Genomic DNA, 24,342 nt, shown 5'->3' with positions numbered 1-24,342 from the left:
GTTCAGTGCCCCATGCCCAATCCGCCGTCAACGGGGATGACGGCTCCAGTGATGTACGCGGCCTCTTCCGAGGCCAGGAAGCGCACCGCGGCGGCGATTTCCTCGGCCTGGGCGTAACGGCCCAGGGGGACCGCGGCGACGATCTCCGCGCGCCGCTCCTCGCCCAGCGCCCGGGTCATCTCGGTGTCGACGAAGCCGGGGGCGACGACGTTACAGGTGATGCCACGGGATCCGAGCTCGCGGGCGACGGAGCGCGCGAAGCCGATCAGACCCGCCTTGGCCGCGGCGTAGTTGACCTGCCCCGCCGAGCCCAGCATGCCGACGACGGAGGAGATCAGCACGATACGGCCGGCGCGGGCGCGCAGCATGCCGCGCGAGGCCGCCTTCACGACACGGAAAGTGCCGGTCAGGTTGGTGTCGAGGACGGCGGTGAAGTCCTCCTCGCTCATGCGCAGCAGCAGTTGGTCGCGGGTGATGCCCGCGTTGGCCACCAGCACCTCGACCCGGCCGTGCGCGGCCTCGATCTCCTTGTACGCCTGGTCGACCTGCTCCTGGTCGGTGATGTCGCACTTCACCGGCAGGCAGCCCAACTCGGTGAGCTCCTTGGGAGGTTCGCCGGTGCGGTAGGTGATGGCGACCTTGTCACCGGCCTCCGCGAGGGCGCGGGCGATGGCCATACCGATCCCGCGGTTGCCTCCCGTGACGAGTACCGAGCGGCTCAAGGGACCACCTTCTCTCTGCGTTGTGCGTCGATCTCTCCGCGTCGTTCGCTTCGCACAAACGCTATCCGTCCGGTCATGGCGATGAGAAGCGGGTCCGTTACAGGGGGCCCGGCGTGGCCCTGTGGGATCTCTACAGGGTGCCCGGCGGTGGCCGGCGCCCCTCGGTCACCGGCGACGACGTCCACGGCGACGGCCCGCCGTGAGGATCAGCCCGGTGGTGAGGACCGGCCAGGGGATACCCCTGGCGCCGCACAGGGTCCATGATCAATGGATTCCGCCGGTTGTGACCCAAGCAGGGGACGGCACATGGCAAAGGCAAGGAGAGCTCTCTCCTTGCCACTCTCAACGTATAGCGCCCTGGGGGGCTTGCCGCAAGACCCGGGTCGCGGCGCAGAATCGTCGGCCGATGCCACTGCCTGCGGAATTGGGGGCACGGCGTGCGTGTGTCGTTGTCGACGCTTGGGGGACGCGGTGACGTCGAACCAGTGGGGGGACCGGCGGTGCGGTTGTGGTTGCGGGTGCTCGGCGCGGAGGTGCGGGGGTGCGCGCCGACCGACTGGGCGGAGCGGCCGGCCGACTTGTCAGAGGGAAGGCAACCAGGGATGAGCACGTGCTCGACGAGAGGTTCGACAGATGTGGAGGCGCCGGTGATTCGATCGGCCACCGCAGTGCGACGGAGCACGGCTGCCTCGGAGGTATCGCGATGATGGAGCGGTATGTGTGGGGTCTTCACGAGGTTGACGAGACGCAGGTCGCGGTCGTTGGCGGCAAGGGCGCGCACCTGGGCGGGCTGTCGCGGATCGAAGGCGTCCACGTGCCGGGCGGCTTTTGCGTGACGACGGACGCCTTCCGGCGGATCATGGCGGAGGCGCCGTCGATCGACGATCGGCTCGATCAGTTGTCGCGCTTGAACCCGGACGACCGGGAGGCGATCCGCACGCTCAGCGCGCGGATTCGTCGGACCATCGAAGGGATCGCCATCCCGGGCGATCTCGCGGCGGCGATCACCCGCGCGCTCGCCCAGCTCGGCGAGCAAGCCGCCTGCGCCGTCCGATCCAGCGCGACGGCAGAGGACCTGCCGACGGCCTCCTTCGCCGGCCAGCAGGACACGTACCTGAACGTCGTGGGGCCGACGGCGATCCTCCAGCACGTCAGCCGGTGCTGGGCCTCGCTGTTCACCGAGCGGGCCGTGACCTACCGCCAGCGGAACGGCATCGACCACCGTACGGTCCACATGGCCGTGGTCGTGCAGCAGATGGTCTTCCCGCATGCGGCCGGCATCCTGTTCACGGCCGACCCCGTCACGGGCAACCGGAAGGTCGCCACTGTGGACGCCAGCTTCGGCCTCGGCGAGGCCCTGGTCTCCGGCCTGGTGAACCCGGACGTCTTCACGGTGCGACACGGCGAAGTCGTCGCCAAGGCGATCGCCGCCAAACAGCGTGCCGTTCACGCCCTGCCGGCCGGCGGTACGCGGGACGTGGCGATCGACTCGCAGCGGCAGGAGCAGCCGGCGCTGACGGATGCGCAGGTCGTGCGGCTCGTGCGGCTCGGGCGGCAGATCGAAGCGCACTTCGGCCGCCCGCAGGACATCGAATGGTGCCTGGTCGACGAGGGCTTCCAGATCGTTCAGAGCCGGCCGATCACGACGCTGTTCCCCATCCCCGAGACCGGCGACCAGGAGAATCACGTCTACGTCTCCGTTGGTCATCAGCAGATGATGACCGACCCCATGAAGCCCCTGGGGCTCTCCGTGTGGCAGCTGACGGCCATGGCACCGATGCACGAGGCCGGTGGGAGGCTGTTCGTCGACGTCACCCGGCGCCTGGCCTCGCCCGCGAGCCGCGCCGGCCTCCTGGACGTCATAGGGAGAGGCGATCCGCTGATCAGGGACGCTCTGGAGACCGTCCTCGACCGCGACGAGTTCGTCCCCTCGCTCCCGGACGCGGGTCCCGGCGGACCGCCGACCAGCGGTGCGTCCGCCCCGATCGAGACCGATCCGGCCATCGTCACCGAGCTGATCAAGCGCAGCCAGGCGTCCATCGCCACCCTGAAGCGCGACATCCGGACGAAGACCGGACCGGCGCTGTTCGACTTCCTGCTGGATGCCTTCGAGGAGCACAAGCGAGTCCTCAGTGATCCGCTGAACCTTCAGGCGATCATGGCGGGGATGGAGGCCACGTGGTGGCTCAACGACAAGCTGCGGGAGTGGCTGGGCGAGAAGAACGCGGCTGACACGCTCACGCTGTCCGCCCCCGACAACATCACGTCGGAGATGGGACTGGCGCTGCTCGACGTCGCGGACGTGATCCGCCCGCATCCGGAGGTGGTGGCGTTCCTGCGGGGCGTCGAGGACGTGGGCTTCCTGGACGAGGGCTTCCTGGACGAGTTGGCGAAGCTCGCGGGCGGGACCGACGCGCGCGACGCCATGGATGCCTACCTCGACCGGTACGGCATGCGCTGCGTCGGCGAGATCGACATCACGAGGCCACGTTGGCGCGAGCGCCCCACCACGCTCGTGCCCGTGATCCTCGACCACGTCAGGAACTTCGAGCCGGGCGCCGCCGAACGGCGCTTCGAGCAAGGGCGGCAGAGGGCGCGGAAGAAGGAACAGGACGTGCTGTCACGCTTGCGGACCCTGCCGGACGGGGACCGGAAAGCCGACGAGGCCAAGCGGATGATCGACCGGGTCCGAACCTTCATCGGGTATCGGGAATACCCGAAGTACGACATCGTCAGCCGCTCCTTCGTCTACAGGCAGGCCCTGCTGGAGGAGGCCGAGCGCCTCATGCGGGCCAACGTGCTTCCTGACAAGGAGGACATCTTCTACCTCACGTTCCAGGAACTCCACGCCGTCGTGCGCTCGAACCAGGTGGATGACCAGCTCATCCAGCAGCGCAAGGACGCGTTCCGGTCGTACCACGCGCTCACCCCGCCCCGGGTGCTCACCTCGGATGGTGAGGCCGTCACCGGGGCGTACCGGCGCGACGACGTGCCGGCCGGCGCCCTGATCGGCCTACCGGTCTCCGCCGGGACCATCGAGGGAAGGGCCCGCGTCATCCTTGACATGGCTGAGGCCGATCTCGAAGCGGGCGACATCCTGGTCACGACCTTCACGGACCCCAGCTGGTCGCCGCTGTTCGTCGGAATCGCGGGCCTGGTGACAGAGGTGGGCGGCCTGATGACCCATGGCGCAGTGATCGCCCGGGAGTACGGCTTGCCGGCCATCGTGGGCGTGGAGCAGGCCACCCGGCTGATCCGGGACGGGCAGCGGATCCGTGTGCACGGAACCGACGGGTACATCGAGATCCTGCCGTGACCGACCACACCGAGAAGCCCCATCCGTAGCTTCCGACCAAGACGAACTCATGACCGGTCGCGCCATCACTGTCGATCGCCGACCGCTGGACAAGCACGCGAAGCTCCTGGCAGACATAGGTGATCTTGGTCGTGAACCCGTCTACCAGGAGCTTCGTCGTTCGCCGCCGTCAGGGTGCCCCAACCAGCCCGACGCATGACCGGGTCGGGAAGAGATGACTGGCTGCTCTCAAACCCTTTTCGACGTACTGCGGTCGGCCGGTCACCTCGCAGCGGAGGCACTCACCGTGATGTTCTGGTGCGGCGCACCGAGCTGACCGTCCCGCCGAGCGCAGTCGTCGTCAGGCGAGTTGTTCCGCGAAGCGCGGGATGCAGGATATGACGATGTCACGCGACACCGGATGCACCGTCGCGTAAACATCCCGCTCGCCGGAATCCTCCCAATCACCCAGGCCCTCGGCCGGATTGGAGATGACCATAATGCAGGAGTAATCAATCCCCAGCATGCGGGCGTACGACATTTCCGTACCGACGCTCAAGGTGACCATGTCGCAGCCGACCATCTTCATCATCCTGATCTCGGCCTTGGTTTCGAAGCGCCATCCTGCGGCCTGCGCCACAACGCCACCCTCGTGAAGGGTGATGTCTCGCAGGCTTCCATCCTGCCTCAGGCGCCTCTCGGCCTCCGCGATGACGATCGCGTCGGTCCACTGCGTGGTAGCGGTGGGGGAATAACGCGCCAGACCCGTGTGGGGCAGTCCGCGGGGCCGATCGACGTTGAAATCGATGAAATCGTCCGGAATGATGAAGTCACAGACCTCCATCCTTCGGTTGAGCCAGCCCGCGGTCCCACCGCCGATCACCGCGCGCACACCCAGCTCCCGGAGCGCCAACCATGTGGAGGGGTACCGCCCGCCGCCGTGGTCATGCACGTAGTAGAAGGGCGTGCCTCCCGTTTCACCGCGCCGGATCTGACCGGACTCGCCGTACTCCGTGTCGACAGTGAAGTACTCGTCCTCCACGAACTCGGAGTTCAGCAGCTCATCACCCACGAAAGTGCCGCCCACCACCGCGATGTCGATGCCGGAAGGCAACGCTCCACTGGCCGTCGTCGCCTGCGCGCCCGCCTCGCTTGCCGCCGCCACCCCAGAACCGCCCGTAGTGGCGACTCCGGCAAGGGCTCCCGCGCCGACGATGCCCGTCAGGACGTTGCGGCGATTCATGTTTCCTGCCATTTCATACTCCCAGGTAGTAGGTATCGAACTCTGGCGCCATCACCGGCCGACCGCCTTGGGCCGACGCGGTGCCCGACGAATGGGAGGGGCGAATCCTCTGGATCGACTCAGGGTTCTCGCCGCCGGATCAACATTTTGTTGATCCTGGTCGAGCGCCATCACCTTGCGATTTCCGCTTGGTAAAACTGGAGTTTTGTATTCCGTTCAAGCTCCGATCTCGGCGTCACCCCGGGCGCAAGCCCGCGGGAGGCGGGTCGGCCCCGACGCCCTCGTGCGCGCGGAGGAGTCGGCCGCCGGGTGGTGACGGCCGGTTTCCGCAGGGGTGACCGTGCCGACACGCGCGGGCAGGTCGACGGGCGAGTGTGCGAGTAGGTGGTCCGCCGCGGTGGAGCCCACGAGGTAGGCGCGGTTCACGCACGGCAGGTACGCCCCCGAGTCGGCCTGAAGGTGGCCCTTCGGCCCTGGCCGGGGTACGGCTGGTCGAAGTTGCCGGCGGTGCGCAGGCTGAGGTAGCGGCCCGGATATCCGCGCCGCGCCAGGACGGCGGCGGTGGCGTTGTCCTCCATGTCGTGCGGTACGTGCCCTTGTCGCCGGTCCGCGGGTCGGTGATGTACCGCGCCTTCTCCGACTCGACACCGCGCCGATGGACCGCCGGGGTGAGCGCGGTCGCCTTCCGGTCAGGCGCCCTCACGCGGGTGCGGCGTATCAGGCGCAGGCCGCCGATGACGCAGGGGCAGTTGGTGACTGCCCTTCAGCTCCCGCCACCTCGGGGTCATGCGGCCGGGGTGGGAGCGCACATGACACCGCCCGCCCCCGGACAGGCGCGGCGAGAGGTGGTGCCGTCGAGTCGCCGGACCCCGTTGGGCCGAACCCTCAACATTTTGTTGACTCCAAAATCCTGCGGCGCCCACATGACCGTCAGATTTCCGCTCAGTGAAATACTGATTCCGAGACGGCGTCTCGTGGCACTCTGCCGCTCGATTCGCCGCGGGGGTGAGGTCGGGTCGGTAATGCTCTCTGGTACGGCCGTTGTCCTGTCGTGTGGCCGTGGAGATGGTGCGGGTGTCGGCGTGGCGCGGCTCCCCCGCCGCCTGGGCGAACGGCGACGACGAAGCAGAGGACGAAGAACAACTCCACGGGCGTGGCGGCCCGGTGCGGGACGCCCGGGTCGTGCTCGGTCATGTGGCGCACCACGGTATGCGGGGTCCGCCCAGCCGCGGTGCTGTGGTCCGTGGTGCGCTCGTGCGCTCTGTGGTCGCACGGCGAGCGTGCCAAACGGGGGGCCGGAAGCGGGAGATCGTCCGGCGCACCGCGAAAAAGCGGACGCGGCGCGGGCCCGGCGGCCCTGTGCAGGGCCGGGTCCGGAAAGGCATGATCGTATTCGGGGGGCGCACGCCCACCGCCCCCGCCACCCTGATGGCTACGGACAGGAGACACCGTGCCCAGAACCATCGATGAATCGTTCCTCTCGCTCCCCCTGCGCCAGTTGGCCGACGCCGCCCTGGCCCGGGCGCGGGCGTTGGGAGCGGACCACGCCGACTTCCGTCTCGAACGGGTCCGCAGCGCCACCTGGGTCCTGCGCGACGCCCGCCCGGCCGGTGCCGAGGACACCACTGACACCGGCTACGCGGTGCGCGTGGTGCACGGCGGCAGTTGGGGGTTCGCGGCGGGCGTCGACATGACCATGGACGGCGCCGCCCGCGTCGCCGCGCAGGCCGTCGCGATGGCCAAGCTGTCCGCGAAGATCATCGCCGCCGCCGGCTCCGACGAGCGCGTGGAGCTGGCCCCCGAGCCCGCCTACGGCGAGCGGACGTGGATCTCCTCCTACCGGACCAACCCCTTCGACATCCCCGACGGCGACAAGACCGGCCTGCTCACCGAGTGGAGCGAACGGCTGCTGGCGGCCGACGGCGTCAGCCACGTCGACGCCCGGCTGTGGGCCGTGCAGGAGAACAAGTTCTACGCGGACACCGCCGGGACCGTCACCACCCAGCAGCGGGTCCGCGTCCTGCCCGAGCTGACCGCGACCGCCGTGGACACGGAGAGCGGCCGGTTCGACTCGCTGCGCACCCTCGCCCCGCCCGCCGGGCGCGGCTGGGAGTACCTGACCGGCACCGGCTGGGACTGGGACGCCGAGCTGGCCGCGATCCCCGAGCTGCTGGCCGCGAAGATGGCCGCGCCGTCGGTCGAGGCGGGCACGTACGACCTGGTCGTGGACCCGTCGAATCTCTTCCTCACGATCCACGAGTCGATCGGCCACGCCACCGAGCTGGACCGGGCGCTGGGCTACGAGGCGGCGTTCGCCGGGACGTCGTTCGCCACCTTCGACCAGCTCGGCACGTTGACGTACGGCTCCGAGATCATGAACGTGACCGGTGACCGGACCGTCGAACACGGCCTGGCCACCATCGGCTGGGACGACGAGGGGGTCCGCACCCAGTCCTGGGACCTGGTGAAGGACGGCACCCTCGTCGGCTACCAGATGGACCGCCGGATCGCCCGGCGGCAGGGCTTCGAGCGCTCCAACGGCTGCGCGTTCGCGGACTCGGCCGCACATGTGCCGTTGCAGCGGATGGCCAACGTCTCGCTCCAGCCCGCGCCGGGCGGACCGGACACGGAGGAGCTGATCGCGGGCGTGGACCGAGGCATTTACGTGGTCGGTGACGGTTCGTGGTCGATCGACATGCAGCGGTACAACTTCCAGTTCACCGGGCAACGCTTCTTCCGGATCGAGAAGGGGCGGCTGGCCGGGCAGCTGAGGGACGTCGCGTATCAGGCCACGACGACCGACTTCTGGGGCTCGATGGAGGCGGTCGGCGGCCCGCAAACCTACGTGCTGGGCGGGTCGTTCATGTGCGGGAAGGCCCAGCCGGGCCAGGTGGCGGCCGTCTCGCACGGCTGCCCGAGCGCGCTGTTCCGTGGCGTCAACATCCTCAACACCACCCAGGAGTCGGGCCGATGAGCGTCAGGAGAAGCAACGCGCCACACGAGATCGTCGAGCGGGCCCTGGAGCTCTCGCGGGCGGACGCGACGGTGGTGATCGCGGAGGAGGACTCCACCGCCAACCTGCGCTGGGCGGCCAACGCCCTGACCACGAACGGCGTCACGCGCGGGCGCCGGGTCACCGTCATCGCCGTGGTCGGCGCCTCGTCCGGTGTGGTGTCCCGGACGGCGGTGACGGTGGAGGAGCTGGAGCCGCTGGTGCGGGCCGCCGAGGAGGCGGCGCGGCAGTCGCCGTCCGCCGAGGACGCCCGACCGCTGATCGAGGGCGTGCCCGCGTCGCCGGACTTCACCGCCCCACCGGTCGAGACCTCGTCCGACGTCTTCATGGACTTCGCCCCGGCGCTGGGCGAGACGTTCGCGCGGGCGCGGGCGGAGGGCCGCGAGCTGTTCGGCTTCGCCAGCCACGCGGTCGTCTCGACGTATCTGGGCACGTCGAGCGGCCTGCGCCTGCGGTACGACCAGCCCGCGGGCAGCGTCGAGCTGAACGCCAAGTCCCCGGACCGGGCGCGTTCTTCGTATGTGACCGTGCCGACGGACGACTTCCGGGACGTGGACCCGGCGGCGTTGGACGCCGATGTGGCGACGCGGTTGCGGTGGGCGGAGCGCCGGATCGATCTCCCGGCGGGCCGCTACCAGACGCTGCTGCCACCGACATCGGTGGCCGACCTGCTGATCTACCAGCACTGGACGGCCGACGCCCGCAACGCGCACGAGGGCCGCACGGTGTTCAGCAAGCCGGGCGGCGGCACCCGGGTGGGCGAACGCCTGACGGCGCTGCCGCTGACGCTCTACAGCGACCCGGCGGCGGCGGGCGTGGAGACGGCTCCCTTCACGGTGGCGCGTTCCTCGGCCGACTTCTTCGCGCCGGCGACCTCGGTGTTCGACAACGGCCAACCGCTGGCGCGCGCCGACTGGATCGAGGACGGCGTGCTGCGCCGCCTCCCGACGACGCGCCACACGGCCGAACTGACCGGCCTGCCCGGCGCTCCGCTGGCCGACAACCTGGTGCTGGAGGGCGGCGGCCCCGGCTCGCTGGCGGAGATGGTCGCGGCGACGGAACGCGGGCTGCTGATCACGTCGCTCTGGTACATCCGGGAGGTCGACCCGAAGACGCTGCTGGTGACCGGGCTGACCCGGGACGGCGTCTACCTGGTGGAGAACGGTGAGGTGACGGGCGTGGTGAACAACTTCCGCTTCAACGAGTCCCCGGTCGACATCCTCGGCCGCGCGACGGAGGCCGGCCGGACGGAACGCTGCCGCTCCCGCGAATGGGGCGACTTCTTCTCCCGCACGGCGATGCCGGCGCTGCGCGTGCCCGAGTTCAACATGAGCTCGGTGAGTCCGGGCGTGTGAGACACGCGCCGCTGTGCGCTCCTCCCGGCATCCGCCGCGACCTACCGGGAGGAGCGCGCTCCGACACCGGGGGTTGCCGTTGGGCATCGGTTCCCTGATTCCTGTCCGGCGTGGCGAGCCCAGCTGCTTGGCTGCCGTCCATGGAGCTTCTGACGCCGGCGGTGCGTGTCCTTCAAGTCGTGGTCCCGGTCGCGGGTTTGCTGATCTCCACGATCACCCTGATTCAAGTGAGGAGGCACCGTGGGCTCTTCTACGCGCTGCCCGCGTGCGTGTCCTTGAAGGGGGTGGGGGGCGGGAGCACCCTTGCTCCCGAAGTGGTGCGGAAGGCGAGGGCCGTCGCGGAGCCACGCCTGTTGCTCATCTCCCTGCGCGTGAGAGGGATGAAGGACATCCGAGCCGATGACTTCAGCAAGGGTGAGCCACTGGTTCTCGGCTTAGGGGCACGTGTGGTCATGGTGGTGACGGTGGACGCCGCGGGCGCCAGCAAGCCGGATGTGCGCAAGGCCGGAACGACTCTGGAAATCCAGCCGAGCCTGCTCCGCAGAGGGAAACGGCTCCTGCTCCATGTCCTCGTCGACGGACCCAAGCCCGCGCTCACGTGCGAGGTGTCGCCGTTGGCGGATGTGCGGGTGCGGCCGGCACCCGCCGACGAACCCGGGCCGATCGTCAGATGGGCCCCGACCGCCGGGCTCGTCGGCGCCTTCCTGACGGCTGCGCGCTATCCCGACGGGCACATCACGGGATGGCCGCTGGTCGGAGTCATCGCGTCATTGGTGTGCATCTGGATCCTCGCCGTCGTCTGGATCGGCAAGCTCATCCGGAAGTTCGGAGAGGTGCGCGACCTCAAGCGGCGCCTCGGTTCCGAGACCACCTGAGGGGAGCCGCCGAGTCGGAGGTCACCGGGCGGACGGCTCAGTACGGTGGATCGGGACCCACCGAGGAACGCTGATCACGGAAGGCCATGGGCGACGCATGCCCCGGTGGACGCGGCCCGGGTCGCCGCCGTACAGCGCGGGAGCAATGGTCAAGACCTGTGGTGGGGAGCCGCACCGACCCAGCGGTGATAGGCGTCCACGTCGACGTTGCCGCCGCACACGATGGTGACGACGTGTCGGCCGGCGAAGCGGTCACGGTCTTCGAGGATCGCCGCGATGCCGAGCGCGGCCGATGGTTCGACGACGAGGCCGGCGTGGTCGAGGAGCATCCGCATACCGGCGATGATCGACGCCTCCTGGACCAGGACGGCGTCGTCAGCGACCAGGAGGAGGTCGTCCAGGACGGCCGGGATGGGGCGCCGGCCGGCGACGCCGTCGGCGATGGTGTCGGTCGAGTCGGTGGTGACGACGCGCCGTTGGCGCCACGAGTGTGTCATCGCCGGCGCGCCCAGCGGCTGGACGCAGATCACCTCCACTTCGGGCGCCCATGCCTTCACCACATGCCCCACACCGGTGGCCAGCGCCCCGCCGCCGAGAGCGATCAGGACGGCGTCGAACGACGGCGCGGTGTCGACCAGCTCCAGCCCGATGGTCGCCGCGCCCTCGCAGGTCTCGATGTCCAGGCTGTCTTCGACCAGCCGGATGCGGTCGTACCGCGCGACGGCCGCCGCCCGCTCGCGAGCCATGTCGAAGTCGCCGTCCACCAGCTCCAGCCTGGCGTCCAACGCGCGGATGCGATCAAGCTTGGCCGCGGGCGCGAAGCGGGATGCCACAACGGTGACGTCGAGCCCCCGGCCGCGACCGGACCAGGCGAGGGCTTGGCCGAGGTTGCCCGCGCTGGCGCACACCACGGCTCGCGAGCCGTCGTCGGCGAGCGAGCTCGCGACGACCTCGGTGCCGCGGGCCTTGAAGCTGCGGACCGGGTTCGCCGTTTCGAGCTTGATGCTCACCGCGCACCCGAGGCCGGGGTCCAGCGCCTCGCAGCGGTACAGCGGGGTGTCGAGAAAAATCGGGTCGATTACCCGGCGAGCCGCCCGGATCCGAGCGGTGTCGAGGCGTGTCTGTGGCACGACACAGCAGCGTAGCGCCGCCGGCGCTGTTCCCTCGCGGTTTTCCCGCTCCCGGCGAGGCCGTGAGACGACCCGTTGGGGTCCGCCAAGGCCCGCTCGGCCCGCATCGTGGCGCGATGGTCGACCGGCTCGTGCGCGGCCAGGTCGAAGCTGATGCAGGCGGCGTCCAGGGGACAGGGGAGCGCTCGGGGCGGGGCCTCGTTCGGGGCGACGCTGACCATGGTCGCGGCGCTGCTCGCCCTCGGGGTGCAGGTGCGGCGATGGCGGCACGGGCCGGGTTCAGCGCGCAGTCCTCGCGGAAGAGCTTCACCGACGTCACCACGCTGCCCGAAGTGGACCTGGCCGAGCACGGCGCCGAGGGCATCGCGACAGTGCTGACCAAGGTGCTGGCGTTCACTCCCAGCGCCTCGGCCGCCCGGCGGCTGGCCGAGCAGAACGGGCTCCGCCTGGTCCTGGAGACCGGCGGGGAGCAGACCTCGGCCGTACTGCCGGAGGCCGACGCGCTGCGCCCGCTGGGCGACGTGGTCGCCGAACACCTGGCCGCCACGGACAGGACGCCGGAGGGGATCCATGTGAAGGCCGGGCGCAAGCTGGCTCTGGTGCGAGGGCTAGCCTGGACACGGAGGGCGGTGGTGGCATGGCAATGAGCCTGCGACGCAAGGCGGCGGCCGACGGGACGGTGTACCGGATCACCGAGGCCCGGCAGAGCCTGGACGATGATGTGCGCGGGCGGCAGCGCCGTTACATCATCTCGATGCTGATCCGCACCGTGGCGGTGCTCCTCACGGTCCTGCTGTGGCACGTGAGCACGCCGCTCGCCGCCGTGACGCTGGTGCTGGGCGCGGTGCTGCCGTATGTCGCCGTCGTCATCGCCAACGCGGGCCGCGAGAACGTGCCCTCCCTGCCGTCCACCTTCCTCCCCGGAACCGCCGGGCGGTCGCTGCCTCCGGGCGACTCCGAGGGTGAAACCCGATGATCACAAGCGGAGTTCGGAGTTCCGACCGGAGGGCCGCGCTCCGGCCGTCAGGGGCGCGCCAAGCTCAAGAAAAGCTCAGTTCAATTCGGACCATCGGGTGCATCGGTGGGTGCATTGCATGTCATACTTCAAGAGCGCTCCGTATCCCCCGTCGGAGCGACGGACCGACGCCGGGCGGCTCCCCCCGTGGCTGCCCGGCGTCGCCCTTTTCTCGTGATGATGTTGGATGGATTCCGTGTCGGATGTGACGAACGAATCCCCACGTGACCCGCTGATCTGCTCGGCCAAGGGCTGTCGCGAGACCGCCGCCTGGGTGCTGGCCTGGAACAATCCGAAGCTGCACACGCCCGAGCGCCGCAAGACCTGGCTGGCGTGCGAGGGGCACCGCGAGCACCTTTCCCAGTTCCTCGGGGTCCGGGGCTTCCTGAAGGACGTCGTGCCGCTCGCGGAGTGGGAAGAGACCGAGGCCGGGTCAGCCGCCGATCGCTGACATGGGCCGGGTCGGCTGGACGAACGACGGGTCGTCCAGGCCCGAGCCCGCCTTCTTGCCCCACATCGCGACCTGCCACCGCCGGGCGATCTCCGCGTCCTCCGCGCCGGAGCGCAGGGCGCCGCGCAGGTCGGACTCCTCGCGGGCGAACAGGCACGTGCGCACCTGCCCGTCGGCGGTCAGCCGGGTGCGGTCGCAGGTGCGGCAGAACGGGCGGGTGACGGAGGCGATGACGCCGACGCGGTGCGGGCCGCCGTCGACCAGCCAGCGTTCGGCGGGGGCGGAGCCGCGCTCCTCGTCCTCCTCGGGGGTGAGGGTGAAGCGGGTGCGCAGCGACTCCAGGATGTCCCCGGCGGTGATCATCTCCGTGCGCTGCCAGCCGTGCTGGGCGTCCAGCGGCATCTGCTCGATGAACCGCAACTCGTAGCCGTGGTCGATCGCCCAGGCCAGCAGCTCGGGGGCCTCCCCGTCGTTGAGCCCGGGCATCAGCACCGCGTTGACCTTGACCGGGGTGAGCCCGGCGGCCCTGGCGGCGGCCAGGCCGCGCAGCACGTCGCCGTGGCGCCTGCGGCGGGTGATGCGCTCGAAGACGGCGGGGTCGGTGGTGTCCAGTGACACATTGACCCGGTCCAGGCCGGCCGCGCGCAGGGCGGTGGCCGTGCGCTCAAGCCCGATGCCGTTGGTGGTCAGCGACAGCCGGGGCCGGGGCCGCAGCGCGGCGCAGCGCTCGACGATGCCGACCAGCCCGGGGCGCAGCAGCGGCTCGCCGCCGGTGAACCTGACCTCGGTGACGCCGAGCCGCGTGACGGCGATCCGCACCAGACGGACGATCTCGTCGTCGGTGAGCAGGTCGGGCTTGGCCAGCCAGGACAGCCCCTCCTCCGGCATGCAGTACGTGCAGCGGAGGTTGCACCTGTCGGTCAACGAGACCCGCAGGTCGGTGGCGGTCCGCCCATACGTGTCAAGCAGCATGTCAGGCAGCGTACGCGACGCGCGGCACCGGCCGGGAGTCGATCGACGACGGGCGGGATGACAAGGGCTCCGCATGAGACCCGACCGTGGCTCAACTCCGGTCAGTGGGACGGCCGCTGTCGGTCCCGGGACGTATCCTCAGTGACCATGCTCGAAGACCATCAGGCGGCCGTGGCCCACGTCCCAGCGCAGCAGTCCGACGACCGGCCGCCCCGGCCCCCGGAGCCGTGGCCCCCGGAGTATCCGGGCGGATACGCGGTGGTGGACGTCGAGACGACGGGGCTGGCCCGCGAGGACCGGATCGTGTCCGCCGCGGTCTACCGGCTGACGGCCACCGGAGAGGTCGAGGACCACTGGTACACGACGGTGAACCCGCGCCGCGATCCCGGGCCGACCTGGATCCACGGCCTGACCGCCGCGATGCTGGCGGACGCGCCGCTCTTCCCGGAGATCGCCGCGGAGTTCGGGGAGCGGCTGGCGGGCCGGGTGCTCGTCGCGCACAACGCGGTGTTCGACTGGTCGATGATCGCGAGGGAGTTCGCCCGGGCGTCGCTGACCGCGCCCGTGGAGCAGCGGCTGTGCACCATCGCCCTGTCGAAGGCGCTGGCGCTGCCGCTGCCGAACTTCAAGCTGGAGACGCTGGCCGCGCACTTCGGGGTCACCCAGCGCCGCGCGCACCACGCGCTGGACGACGCGCGGGTGCTGGCGGAGGCGTTCCGGCCGAGTCTGCACCGGGCGGCGGCGCGGGAGCTGCGGCTGCCGCTGCTCGTGTGCCGCCCGATCACCGAGTGGACGGAGTCTCCGGTCGCCGGGGAGGGCGCGGGGCCGGGCCGGACCGCGTGGCGGCCCGGCTGGCGCCCGGCGCGGCGGCGTCCGCCGTGCCCGCACCCCAACCCCGGGCGGTACCAGCCGGGCGGACGGCTGACGCAGGGCATGCGCGTCGCCTTTTCGGGTGACACGTCGGTCGAGCGCGAGTTGCTGGAGGACCAGGCCGTCGATGCGGGTCTGCACGTGGCGACGAGCGTCTCGCGGCTGACCAGTCTGCTGGTCAGCAACGATCCGGAGGCCGCCACCGCGAAGGTCGCGCGGGCGCGGGCGTACGGCACGCCGATCCTGGACGAGGCGGCGTTCACGCAGCTCCTGCGGGACGTCGCCCCGGCCGCCCCGGGGACCGGGCGCTGAGGCCGCTCCGGTACCGTCGGGAGGCGTGTACCGGTTTCTGCTGTCCCGGCAGTGGGTGCTCCTCACCCTCGTCGCCCTGGCCATGATCCCGTGCCTCATCTGGCTCGGGTTCTGGCAGCTCCACCGCCACGAGCAGCGGGTGGAACGGAACGATCTGATCGGCGACAGCCTGGCCGCCGATCCGGTGCCGATGAGCGAGCTGACAGCGCCGGGCGGCGCGCCCGACCCCGACGACCGGTACCGGCCGGTGACGGCGACCGGCGTCTACGACACGGACGACCAGGTGGTCGTCCGGAACCGCACGGGCTCGAACGGCGCGGTGGGGTACTACGTGCTCACGCCGCTGGTCGAGGCGGACGGCACGGGCGTGCTGGTGAACCGCGGCTTCGTGCCCGCCGGGAGCGACTACACGCGGGTGCCGGACGTGGCGGAGCCGCCGACCGGCGAGGTGACGGTCACCGGGCGGCTGATGGCCGACGAGAGCACCGGCACCACGGGGATCAGGGACCGTGACGGGCTGCCGGACGGCATGATCATGATGATCAACAGCCAGGAGCGGGGCGAGGCCGCGGGACTGCCGATGCTCGGCGGGTACCTGGAGCTGACCGAGACGTCCCCGGCCCCGAGGGACGCGGAGGAGCAGCCGGAGCCGCTGCCCGAGCCGGACCACACGGGCATCGGGTCGCACTTCGCCTACGCGATCCAGTGGTGGATGTTCGCGGGTGGCGTCCCGGTGGGCTGGTTCCTGCTGCTGCGCCGCGAAGTCCAGGACCTGAAGGCGGCCCGCGGCAAGAAAGCCGCGTCCACCCCCACCGAGCCGGTCGAGGTGGCGTCGGTCTGACGTCCGCCCGGTCCGGCCTTCGCGCGGCTCAGCTCACGCGCTCGGGTGAGTGCTTCGCCGGGCGGAGACGGGCCTCCGTGGGGAGAGCGGAAAGGCCGGCCGAGGTGCGGGCGTGGTCGACGGCTTCCGTGCGCAGGCGGTGGACCACCTCGTCGGGGCTGGCCTGGGGAGCCAGCAGAAGGCCGATCCTTATGCGGGGCTGACCGCGGCGGCCGATCAGGGTGACGCGGGCGCGGTCGATGCCCGGCAGGGCCTCGGACTCGGCGGCCACCACGTCCTCCATGGCCCGTCCGCGCAGCAGGGCACCCACGCCGTCACCGCTGTCGACCAGGATCTCGGTGAGGCGGCGCCTGCGCAGCTGGGCCAGCGCCCACCAGAGGGAGAGCAGCACCAGCAGCGCGAGGCCGCCGATGACCACCGGCCACCACCAGCTCTCGCCGCGCCACTGCGTGCGGTCGGTGTGGGTCAGCAGCACGTCCTCGGGGGCGCGCCAGGACCAGCCCGACGGCATGCCGACGCCCAGGCGGTGGGGCAGGTCGGCCGCGGCGACGACGGCGGCCAGGCCGGTGCCGAAGAGGAGCAGGCCCGTCAGGCCGATCAGGACCCGGTTCACGATCCGCAGCATGGTTCCGTTCCCTCGGTCGTCTTCTTCGCGTTCTTCGCGCTCAGTGCTTCGGGGGGCGGCGGACGTGCACGGTCAGCGCGGGCTGCCTGGCCAGGCCGAGCTCCCTTATGCCCTGTTCGAGCACGGCGTCGAGGTCGGACCGGACGGCGTCGAGCTCCCTGAAGTGCGCCTCGGTCAGGACCCGGATCCGGCGGCGGCCGACCGTGACGCGGACCGTCTGGACACCCGCGACCTCCATCGCCCGGTCGCGCAGCACCACGGCGGCGGCGGACCGTTCGATCCCGGCGCGCATCTCGTCGCTGTCCCGCCGCATCGGCAGCAGGGCGCGCAGCCCCGGCGTGACCGCGATCGCCATGAGCCAGCTCCCGATCAGCATGGCCGCGGCGGCGCCGGAGACGACCCACGGGTCGTCGAACTGGCGGGTGGCGAGCTCGTCGGCGAGGGAGCGGCGCCACTCGGCGGCCCGGCGCTCGGCCCGCACGTTCGCGATGTCGTACAGCAGCACGCCGGACGCCCCGAGCAGCACGACGGCGACGAGGGTGGCGGGCACCCGGCGCACGGACCAGAAACGGCCGGCGGGTCCGTCGTTCGCGCGGTCCGGCTCGAAACGCGCGGCGGAGGTGGACTGGGCCATGCCCCCCGCGTCGGCGTCCCCGCCCCCGCCCCCGGCACCCGCGCCCGGGTCCGCGTCCTGGCGCTTCTCCAGGGTGGGCGAGCCCGTGCCCTCCCCGGGCTCGCCGCCGGGCTCGCTCACCGCACCCTCCCGGAGGCGGTGTCGCCGCCCGCGTGGACGGAGTGCAGCCGCTCCACGGCGACGAGCACGTCGGACGTCTCCATCCCGGCCAACTCCCGGACTCTTTCGGCGATATGACGGCGAACGGAGCGGCATTGGGCTCCGATGTCGGAAGGGTAGCCGAGCTCGACGGCGACCCTGATGCTCGCCAGACCGCCCGTGCCGTCACCGCTGGGCGGGCGACTGATCACGGCGGTGGCCTGGGGGCCGCCACCACGGCGGTGCGGCACCGGTGGTGCCCCGGCCTCGGCGCGCAGCGCCTCCCGGGCCGCCTGGACCGCGAGCCTCGCCACGACGCGCTCGGCGATGCGCGTCACCCCGCGGTCCGCCGCGGGCACCACCGGCTCGACCACGTCGGTCACCGTCGCCGGTCGTGTTCGTCGCGGTCCCGGACCCGGAAGAAGTCGCCCGGCTCCAGGTCCCCGTCGACGAAACGGCCGGCGAAGAACCCGATGGTGCCGAGCGACGCCACCAGCAGGAAAGCTCCGAAGCCGCCGAAATAGCCGGCGAAACCCAGCGCCATGCCGGCGATCATGCCGACCACAGCCATGCTCATGATGTGCTCCTGCTCCGCTGCCGGCCGCTACTGCAGCGGGGGCCGCTCGTCGTCGTCCTCTTCACCTTCGGGCAGATTCACGTCGCCCACATTGATGTTGACCTCGACGACTTCCAGACCGGTCATGCGCTCCACGGCCGAGATGACGTTCTCCCGTACGGTACGGGATACATCGGCGATGGAAACGCCGTATTCCACAACGATTTCGAGATCGAGAGCCGTCTGCACCTCGCCTACCTCGGCCTTGACGCCGCGCGTCGCGGACTTGCTCGCGCCGGGCACCCGGTCGCGCACCGCGCCGAACGTGCGGGCCAGCCCGCTGCCCATGGCGTGCACGCCGACGACGTCGCGCGCCGCCATACCGGCGATCTTGGCGACCACGCCGTCCGCGATGGTGGTCCGGCCCCGGGTGGCCGGATCCCCGCTGCCCCGACGCGCCACCTGCGGCTTACCGGGACCGTCGATGGTGGTGGTGCTGGTCCCCTCCGTACTGGTGTCGGTCACTTCGCCTTCGCCCCTTTCCTGGCGGCGGTCAGCCCCGCCGCCCCCATGCCACCCTAAGCGTGCGCACGGACGCGCCACGCGGTCACGCGCCCCGAACGGGTGGCGGCGTGCGACGAACCCGCGTCCGGGCGGCCCCTGCGTACGAGATGCTGTGTACCCCACTCCGGCCGGTTGAGTGCGGCCGGGGTAGACGAAGGTGGGCACACATGGGTTCGGACCCGCTGTTGCGGGAGGTGCGGCGGCAGTTGAGCCTCGGCAGGCTGCTGCCGCTCGGGACGCCGGGGGACGGCGCGTGGGTGGCGGAGAGCGCGGCGGCGGCGGTGCTGGCGCGGGCGGTGGCGGCGGCTCCCGGGGTGCGGGGGGAGGGTCTGCGGATCGGGCCGGCGGGTGAGGCGTTCGCCGCCCCCGACGCGGCGGGGGCCGTCGTGCCGCCGCCGAGCGGGCTGCCGCCAGGGCCGCTGCGGATCGAGGCGAGCGTCGCCGTGCGCGCGGACCGGCCGCTGACCGACTCGGCCGACGAGGTGCGCGCGGTGCTGACGGCGGCGGCCGGGGAACGGCTGGGGCTGGACGTCGCGGCCATCGACGTGGAGGTGACGGCGCTGCTGCCGGACCCGACGCCTGGGGCGGCCGACCCGCCCGCGCCTCCGGCGCTTCCGCCCGGCACCGCACCCGACTCGGAACCGGGCGCGTCGGTGGCGGCGGCGGTGCTCGCCGTCCCCGGCGTGCTGTCGCTGTCCGGCGCCCTCGGCGGCCCGTCCCGGGCGGTGGAGGTGACGGACGACGTGATCCGCGTCCAGCTCACGATCGCCCCGGACCACCGAGCCCTGGACGTGGCCCGCGCCGTCTCGGCGGCGATCGCGCGGGCGACATCCCCGGAGCCGACGCGGGTATCGGTCCTGATCGCGGAGATCCACGCCCCGGAATAGACACCGGTACGAGCTGCGGTGACAGGCGGTTCGGCGGCGTGGGCGCGGTGATCGCCGTGGGAACCGGAGGCGAGCACGGCCACGGAGGGCCACCGGGCCGAGCCGCGCGTCCTGAACGGGTCCAGCCCCGCCCAGGCGAAGTGACCGCGACAGCGCCGGGAGCACCACCGGGGCGAATCCGCGGCGGGGTGGGGGTGGTCAGGGAGCGTTCGGACCGGCCCGGGGACGGAAGGGCTATTCGGAGAAGCCGGCCAGGTCGCGGAGGCGGCGGGCCTGGGCGGCTCGTTCCGCCGCTCGTTGGGCGTCGTAGGTGCGGTCGGGAGCGGCGCGGAGGAGGGCCTTCGTCTCGATCAGGGCGTTCCGGGGGGCGGCGACGAGGGCAGCGACCAAGTCGTCCGTCGCGGCGTCGAGTTCGGCGGTGGGGACCACGATGTTGGCCAGGCCGACACGTTCGGCCTCGGCCGCGTGCACGAAGCGGCCGGTGGCGCAGATCTCCAGAGCGCGGGCGTAGCCCACCAGGGAGACGAGGGGCTGGGTACCGGTCAGGTCGGGGACCAGGCCGAGCGCGGTCTCGCGCATCGCGAACTGGGCGTCCTCGGCGCAGACCCGCAGGTCGCAGGCGAGGGCGAGCTGGAAGCCGGCGCCGACCGCGTGGCCCTGGACCGCCGCGACGGTCACCAGGTCGTTCCGGCGCCACCAGGTGAACGCCTCCTGGTACGTGGCGATGGCGGCGTCGAGGTCCTCGTCGTTGGCGCGGGCCAGCTCGATGAAGTTGAGCTCGCCGTCGATGCCTTCCGGCGTGAACGCGCGGCGGTCCAGCCCGGCCGAGAAGGAGACGCCCTCGGCGCGGAGCACGACGACGCGGACGTCGCCGGGCAGCAGCCGACCGGTCTCGGCCAGGGCCCGCCACAACGCCGGGGTCTGGGCGTTGCGCTTGTCGGGATTGGCGAGCGTGACGGTCGCCACGGCCTTCTGGACGGTGACGCGCACGCCGTCCCTGTCGAGCAGGCTCATCGGGCCCTCCGTGGGTTACTCGGCGGTAATTTACGTCCGCAGAGTAACCCCTCGGCGTGCGTGCCGTGTCAGGGGGTCGGAGCCGGCTTCTTGCCGCGTGTGGCGCCGCCCCGGCCGCGCAGGGTCACATCGGCCTCGCTGAGCATGCGGTGCACGAAGCCGTACGACCGGCCGGTTTCCTCGGCGAGCGCCCGGATACTCGCGCCCGATTCGTACTTACGCTTCAGGTCCGCGGCGAGCTGCTCGCGCGCGGGGCCGGTCACCCGGCTGCCCTTCTTCAGAGTCTCGGCCACCCGTGCCTCCTCGTGGAAGTGCGCTCTGGACTCTCATGATCACCCCTATCCATCTTCCTGGCCACCCATTCGTCTACGTCCGTACGACAAGCGGACCGCAGCCGGGCGGGCAGGCCGGGACAAACGGACCCAGAGCCCCCCGCCCGGGATGCGAAAAGCGCAGCTCAGAAGCGGTCGACAGCCCGTTCCCCGCACCGCCGCCGCGACACGCCGGGATACGACAGCTCTCACTCAGATGAATGATCAAGCGTCGGCCGAATGATCCACCGGGCATGATCACAAACGACTGCCCCGGTCGGGCTCAGGCGAGGGCGACCAGGTCCGCGTAGTCGGCGCTCCACAGGTCCTCCACGCCGTCCGGCAAGAGGATGATCCGCTCGGGCTGGAGCGCGTCCACCGCGCCCTCGTCGTGCGTGACGAGGACGACCGCGCCCGTGAAGCCGCGCAGCGCGCCGAGGATCTCCTCGCGGCTGGCGGGGTCCAGGTTGTTCGTCGGCTCGTCCAGCAGCAGCACGTTGGCCGAGGAGACCACGAGGGTGGCCAGCGCCAGGCGGGTCTTCTCGCCGCCGGAGAGCACTCCGGCCGGCTTGTCGACATCGTCGCCGGAGAAGAGGAACGAGCCGAGCGTCTTGCGCACGTCCACCATGTCCAGGTCGGGGGCGGACGAACGCATGTTCTCCAGCACGGTGCGGTCCGGGTCGAGCGTCTCGTGCTCCTGCGCGTAGTACCCCAGCTTGAGGCCGTGGCCCGGCGTGACCTGGCCGGTGTCGGGCTTCTCGGCGCCGGCGAGCAGCCGCAGCAGCGTCGTCTTGCCGGCGCCGTTGAGGCCGAGGATGACGACGCGGGAACCCTTGTCGATGGCGAGCGAGACGTCGGCGAAGATCTCCAGCGAGCCATAGGACTTGGACAGGCCCTCGGCGGTCAGCGGGGTCTTGCCGCACGGCGCGGGGTCGGGGAAGCGCAGCTTGGCGACCTTGTCGGACTGGCGCTGGGCCTCCAGGCCGGAGAGCAGCCGCTCGGCACGACGCGCCATGTTCTGCGCGGCGACGGCCTTGGTGGCCTTGGCGCGCATCTTGTCGGCCTGGGTGTTGAGGGCGGCGGCCTTCTTCTCGGCGTTCGCGCGCTCGCGCCTGCGCCGCTTCTCGTCAGCCTCGCGCTGGACCTGGTACTGCTTCCAGCCCATGTTGTAGACGTCGATCCGGGACCGGTTGGCGTCGAGGTAGAACACCTTGTTGACCACGGTCTCGATCAGGGCGATGTCGTGGGAGATCACGACGAGACCGCCGCGGTACGTCCGCAGGAAGTCCCGCAGCCAGACGATGGAGTCGGCGTCCAGGTGGTTCGTCGGCTCGTCGAGCAGGAGCGTGTCGGCGTCCGAGAAGAGGATGCGGGCCAGCTCGACACGGCGCCGCTGGCCGCCGGAGAGGGTGTGCAACTGCTGGCCGAGGACGCGGTCGGGCAGTCCCAGGCTGGCGGCGATGGTGGCGGCCTCGGCCTCGGCCGCGTAGCCGCCCCGGGTGAGGAACTCGGTCTCCAGGCGCTCGTACTTCTTCATCGCGCGGTCGCGGACCGAGCCCTCGCCGCTGGCCATCAGCTGCTCGTTCTGGCGCATGCCGCGCAGCACGCTGTCCAGGCCGCGCGCGGCGAGGATGCGGTCGCGGGCGAGGATATCGAGGTCGCCGGTGCGCGGGTCCTGCGGCAGATAGCCGACCTCGCCGCCCCGGGTGATGGTCCCGGCGGCCGGGACGCCTTCACCGGCCAGGCACTTGGTCAGGGTGGTCTTCCCGGCGCCGTTGCGGCCGACGAGACCGATGCGGTCGCCGGTGGCGATGCGGAAGGAAGCGGATTCGATGAGGACGCGGGCTCCGGCGCGCAACTCGATGCCGGTGGCGGTGATCATGGACGGACTCCAGAGGCGGGTGGGGCGGGACGTACGGGCCGGCGGGCGGTGCGGCTACGTCCGCTACGCGAGGAGCGGTGTGTCCGTGTCCATACGATTCATTCTAACGGCGCGGCGCAATGTGTTTTCCGCGCCGTTTTCCGCACCGTTTTCCGCGCGCGGCGACGCCGGCGGGCACGGGGCGGTGGCGCGCCGCATCAGGCTCCCCCGTTATGCACCTGGAACGCGGCCCGGCGGACCCGTTTGGCGAGGGCCGGGTCGGGGTGGGCGGCGGCCAGGGCCAGCAGCACCTGGACGGTGCGCGGGTGGCCGCAGACGCGGATCTCGTCAATCAGCTCGGTGACCGAGGGCTGCGGGGCGGCGTCGAGATGGTCGAGCAGCAGGCGTTCGGCGCCGTGTTCATGGGCGGCGGAGGCGGTGTCGACCCAGAGCCAGGTGGCCTCGGTGCGGGTGAGCACGCCGAGCGGGTCGTCGGCTGCGTCGCGCGGGTCGCCCGCCTCGTGGTCGGCCAGCCACAGCAGCGCGTAGGGGCGCAGCACGGGCTCGACGGCGGCGTCCCTTATGGCGGGCAGGGCGGGCGCGCCCACCACGCGCAGGGCCTCGAAGGCGAGGCCCCGGATCAGCGCGTCCTCGCCACGGGCGGCGTCGAGCAGCTCGGTGACGGCCGGGCCGGTGGGGCGGGCGGCGAGCCAGGCGCGGTACTCGGCACGGGCCGGGCCCGGCGTGAGGTGCGTGCAGCCGCGCAGCATGCCCACGGCGGACTGCTCGATGTTGCCGGCCGGGCTCTGGGCGGCGATGCAGATGTGCTCCAGCTTCGTCCACATGGCCCAGCTCCCCAGCTCGGTGAGGCGGGCCCGGACGGGCTGCCGTCCGCGCGCGTGGAGGGTGAGGGCGCCGACCGAGGCCAGGGCGTCCAGGGCCCAGCCGAGGAGGCGGACGAGCTCGGGGGTCTCCTGGGGGCGGGCCGCGCCGGCCGGGGGCGTTATGCCCCGGGGGTCGGACGTCCGGGGGGCGTTGTCCTGGGCGCTGTCGGTGGCTTGGTCCTCGGTGGCCGGGGCCTCGGTGGTGGCTTGGTCCTCGGTGGCCGGGGCCTCGGTGGTGGTGGCCGGGTCGCGGTCGGCGCGGAGCTCGGTGATGCGCTGGAGCAGCAGGTCGATCAAGCCGGCCGCCGTCACCGGGCCGTCGGAGAGCCGCATGACGGACAGGAGCTGCGGCACGGCGGCCACGACATCGGCCACCGTGCCCGGGTCGGCGTCCGGCGGCGCGGGCCGGGCCAGGGACCAGGCGTCGAAGAGCGCGACCCAGCCGCGCAGGGCCGCCGTGTCGTCGCGGTGCCAGGCGCGCAGTCGCCAGCCGGCGCGGACGCCGCCGCTGTCCGGGGCGTCCGGCGCCTGCTCGATCAGCCCGGCGAGGCGGGCGCGTCCCCAGTGGTCACGCACCGCGTGCCGGGTCAGTCCCAGGTCCGCCGCGGCCTCCTCGGCGGCGGCCTCCGGCGAGCGGCCGGTGCGCTGCGCCCAGTGGGCGAGGCGGACGGCGTCGGCCAGGAGCGCGCGGGCCTGGCGGGCGAGCTGGTCCTGCGGGGCCACGCCGCGCGGCGGCGGGGCGGGAGTACGTCTACCGTGGGGCGTACCCCGGTG

At 71.7% G+C, this 24,342-nt stretch carries 23 protein-coding genes; 10 read left to right on the top strand and 13 right to left on the bottom strand.

The genetic code is table 11. The annotated features are described in order from the left end of the window. Positions 1–2 precede the first annotated feature (2 nt). Positions 3–722 (bottom strand): 3-oxoacyl-[acyl-carrier-protein] reductase, encoded by a 720-nt coding sequence (gene fabG, locus OIE51_RS23275; protein ID WP_326599737.1) that lies wholly within the window; start codon positions 720–722, stop codon positions 3–5. Between the two features lie 703 nt (positions 723–1,425). Between fabG and rph the strand changes: the two genes are divergently transcribed. Then, positions 1,426–4,038, top strand: coding sequence for a rifamycin-inactivating phosphotransferase (rph, locus tag OIE51_RS23270; RefSeq protein ID WP_326599735.1), 2,613 nt, complete (start codon positions 1,426–1,428; stop codon positions 4,036–4,038). Between the two features lie 340 nt (positions 4,039–4,378). Here the strand turns inward: rph and OIE51_RS23265 are convergent, their stop codons facing one another. After that, positions 4,379–5,272 (bottom strand): phosphorylase family protein, encoded by an 894-nt coding sequence (locus OIE51_RS23265; RefSeq protein WP_326599734.1) that lies wholly within the window; start codon positions 5,270–5,272, stop codon positions 4,379–4,381. Between the two features lie 1,438 nt (positions 5,273–6,710). Between OIE51_RS23265 and OIE51_RS23260 the strand changes: the two genes are divergently transcribed. From OIE51_RS23260 to OIE51_RS23250, 3 genes are all read left to right on the top strand, one after another. Further along, positions 6,711–8,234, top strand: a complete 1,524-nt coding sequence (locus OIE51_RS23260; protein WP_326599733.1) for a TldD/PmbA family protein — start codon at positions 6,711–6,713, stop codon at positions 8,232–8,234. Continuing rightward, positions 8,231–9,628, top strand: coding sequence for a metallopeptidase TldD-related protein (locus OIE51_RS23255; protein ID WP_326599732.1), 1,398 nt, complete (start codon positions 8,231–8,233; stop codon positions 9,626–9,628). Before OIE51_RS23260 ends, OIE51_RS23255 begins: the two co-directional genes overlap by 4 nt. Before the next feature lie 140 nt (positions 9,629–9,768). Further along, entirely contained in the window at positions 9,769–10,503 is a 735-nt protein-coding gene (locus tag OIE51_RS23250; protein ID WP_326599731.1) for a hypothetical protein, read from the top strand. A 149-nt stretch (positions 10,504–10,652) separates the two neighbouring features. On the opposite strand, the gene OIE51_RS23245 is transcribed toward OIE51_RS23250, so the two are convergent. After that, entirely contained in the window at positions 10,653–11,633 is a 981-nt protein-coding gene (locus OIE51_RS23245) for a threonine ammonia-lyase (protein WP_326599729.1), read from the bottom strand. Between the two features lie 260 nt (positions 11,634–11,893). On the opposite strand from OIE51_RS23245, the gene OIE51_RS23240 reads away from it, so the two are divergent. The 3 genes from OIE51_RS23240 to OIE51_RS23230 all read left to right on the top strand — a co-directional run bounded on the left by OIE51_RS23240 (position 11,894) and on the right by OIE51_RS23230 (position 13,099). Continuing rightward, positions 11,894–12,280, top strand: a complete 387-nt coding sequence (locus OIE51_RS23240; RefSeq protein WP_442812002.1) for a hypothetical protein — start codon at positions 11,894–11,896, stop codon at positions 12,278–12,280. Continuing rightward, the gene (locus tag OIE51_RS23235) at positions 12,277–12,609 is read left to right on the top strand and encodes a DUF3099 domain-containing protein (RefSeq protein WP_326599728.1); all 333 of its coding nucleotides are present in this window, start codon (positions 12,277–12,279) and stop codon (positions 12,607–12,609) included. The genes OIE51_RS23240 and OIE51_RS23235 overlap by 4 nt, the downstream gene beginning before the upstream one ends. Before the next feature lie 226 nt (positions 12,610–12,835). Next, positions 12,836–13,099, top strand: coding sequence for a hypothetical protein (locus OIE51_RS23230; RefSeq protein WP_442812001.1), 264 nt, complete (start codon positions 12,836–12,838; stop codon positions 13,097–13,099). Here OIE51_RS23230 and moaA read toward each other — a convergent pair. Next, the gene (gene moaA, locus OIE51_RS23225) at positions 13,082–14,071 is read right to left on the bottom strand and encodes a GTP 3',8-cyclase MoaA (RefSeq protein WP_326599726.1); all 990 of its coding nucleotides are present in this window, start codon (positions 14,069–14,071) and stop codon (positions 13,082–13,084) included. The two genes, OIE51_RS23230 and moaA, sit on opposite strands and share 18 nt — an antisense overlap. A 147-nt stretch (positions 14,072–14,218) precedes the next feature. Between moaA and OIE51_RS23220 the strand changes: the two genes are divergently transcribed. Continuing rightward, entirely contained in the window at positions 14,219–15,253 is a 1,035-nt protein-coding gene (locus OIE51_RS23220; RefSeq protein ID WP_326599725.1) for a DEDDh family exonuclease, read from the top strand. Positions 15,254–15,278: 25 nt separating this feature from the next. Continuing rightward, positions 15,279–16,094, top strand: a complete 816-nt coding sequence (locus OIE51_RS23215; RefSeq protein ID WP_326599724.1) for an SURF1 family cytochrome oxidase biogenesis protein — start codon at positions 15,279–15,281, stop codon at positions 16,092–16,094. Positions 16,095–16,122: 28 nt separating this feature from the next. On the opposite strand, the gene amaP is transcribed toward OIE51_RS23215, so the two are convergent. Genes amaP through OIE51_RS23190 form a run of 5 tightly spaced genes read right to left on the bottom strand, consistent with a single transcriptional unit; the run spans position 16,123 to position 18,572 of the window. Further along, a complete protein-coding gene (gene amaP / locus OIE51_RS23210) occupies positions 16,123–16,719 on the bottom strand; it encodes an alkaline shock response membrane anchor protein AmaP (protein ID WP_326599723.1) in 597 nt (198 codons plus the stop codon). 40 nt (positions 16,720–16,759) lie between these two features. Continuing rightward, positions 16,760–17,473: a DUF6286 domain-containing protein gene (locus tag OIE51_RS23205; protein WP_442812000.1), complete on the bottom strand. Its 714-nt coding sequence runs from the start codon at positions 17,471–17,473 to the stop codon at positions 16,760–16,762. Beyond that, on the bottom strand, positions 17,470–17,874 hold the full coding sequence (locus tag OIE51_RS23200) for a hypothetical protein (protein WP_326599722.1): 405 nt from the start codon (positions 17,872–17,874) through the stop codon (positions 17,470–17,472). The genes OIE51_RS23205 and OIE51_RS23200 overlap by 4 nt, the downstream gene beginning before the upstream one ends. Continuing rightward, positions 17,871–18,068 carry a hypothetical protein gene (locus tag OIE51_RS23195; RefSeq protein WP_326599721.1) on the bottom strand — a complete coding sequence of 66 codons (198 nt, stop codon included), beginning with the start codon at positions 18,066–18,068 and terminating at the stop codon, positions 17,871–17,873. Before OIE51_RS23195 ends, OIE51_RS23200 begins: the two co-directional genes overlap by 4 nt. Before the next feature lie 27 nt (positions 18,069–18,095). Further along, positions 18,096–18,572 carry an Asp23/Gls24 family envelope stress response protein gene (locus OIE51_RS23190; RefSeq protein ID WP_442811999.1) on the bottom strand — a complete coding sequence of 159 codons (477 nt, stop codon included), beginning with the start codon at positions 18,570–18,572 and terminating at the stop codon, positions 18,096–18,098. Between the two features lie 206 nt (positions 18,573–18,778). Here OIE51_RS23190 and OIE51_RS23185 point away from each other — a divergent pair, with 206 nt between their 5' ends. Then, positions 18,779–19,498 carry a nucleopolyhedrovirus P10 family protein gene (locus OIE51_RS23185; protein WP_326599720.1) on the top strand — a complete coding sequence of 240 codons (720 nt, stop codon included), beginning with the start codon at positions 18,779–18,781 and terminating at the stop codon, positions 19,496–19,498. A gap of 234 nt (positions 19,499–19,732) precedes the next feature. Here the strand turns inward: OIE51_RS23185 and OIE51_RS23180 are convergent, their stop codons facing one another. The 4 genes from OIE51_RS23180 to OIE51_RS23165 all read right to left on the bottom strand — a co-directional run bounded on the left by OIE51_RS23180 (position 19,733) and on the right by OIE51_RS23165 (position 24,291). Then, a complete protein-coding gene (locus OIE51_RS23180) occupies positions 19,733–20,512 on the bottom strand; it encodes an enoyl-CoA hydratase/isomerase family protein (RefSeq protein WP_326599719.1) in 780 nt (259 codons plus the stop codon). A gap of 68 nt (positions 20,513–20,580) precedes the next feature. Then, the gene (locus OIE51_RS23175) at positions 20,581–20,805 is read right to left on the bottom strand and encodes a helix-turn-helix domain-containing protein (protein WP_326599718.1); all 225 of its coding nucleotides are present in this window, start codon (positions 20,803–20,805) and stop codon (positions 20,581–20,583) included. A gap of 301 nt (positions 20,806–21,106) precedes the next feature. Further along, complete coding sequence (locus OIE51_RS23170) at positions 21,107–22,705, bottom strand: ABC-F family ATP-binding cassette domain-containing protein (protein ID WP_326599717.1); 1,599 nt, start codon at positions 22,703–22,705, stop codon at positions 21,107–21,109. Between the two features lie 197 nt (positions 22,706–22,902). Next, entirely contained in the window at positions 22,903–24,291 is a 1,389-nt protein-coding gene (locus OIE51_RS23165; RefSeq protein ID WP_442811998.1) for a hypothetical protein, read from the bottom strand. Positions 24,292–24,342 lie beyond the last annotated feature (51 nt).

It is taken from the genome of Streptomyces sp. NBC_01803, from assembly GCF_035917415.1.
Lineage (GTDB): Bacteria > Actinomycetota > Actinomycetes > Streptomycetales > Streptomycetaceae > Streptomyces.
This window is presented reverse-complemented; position numbering and strand designations above follow the sequence as displayed.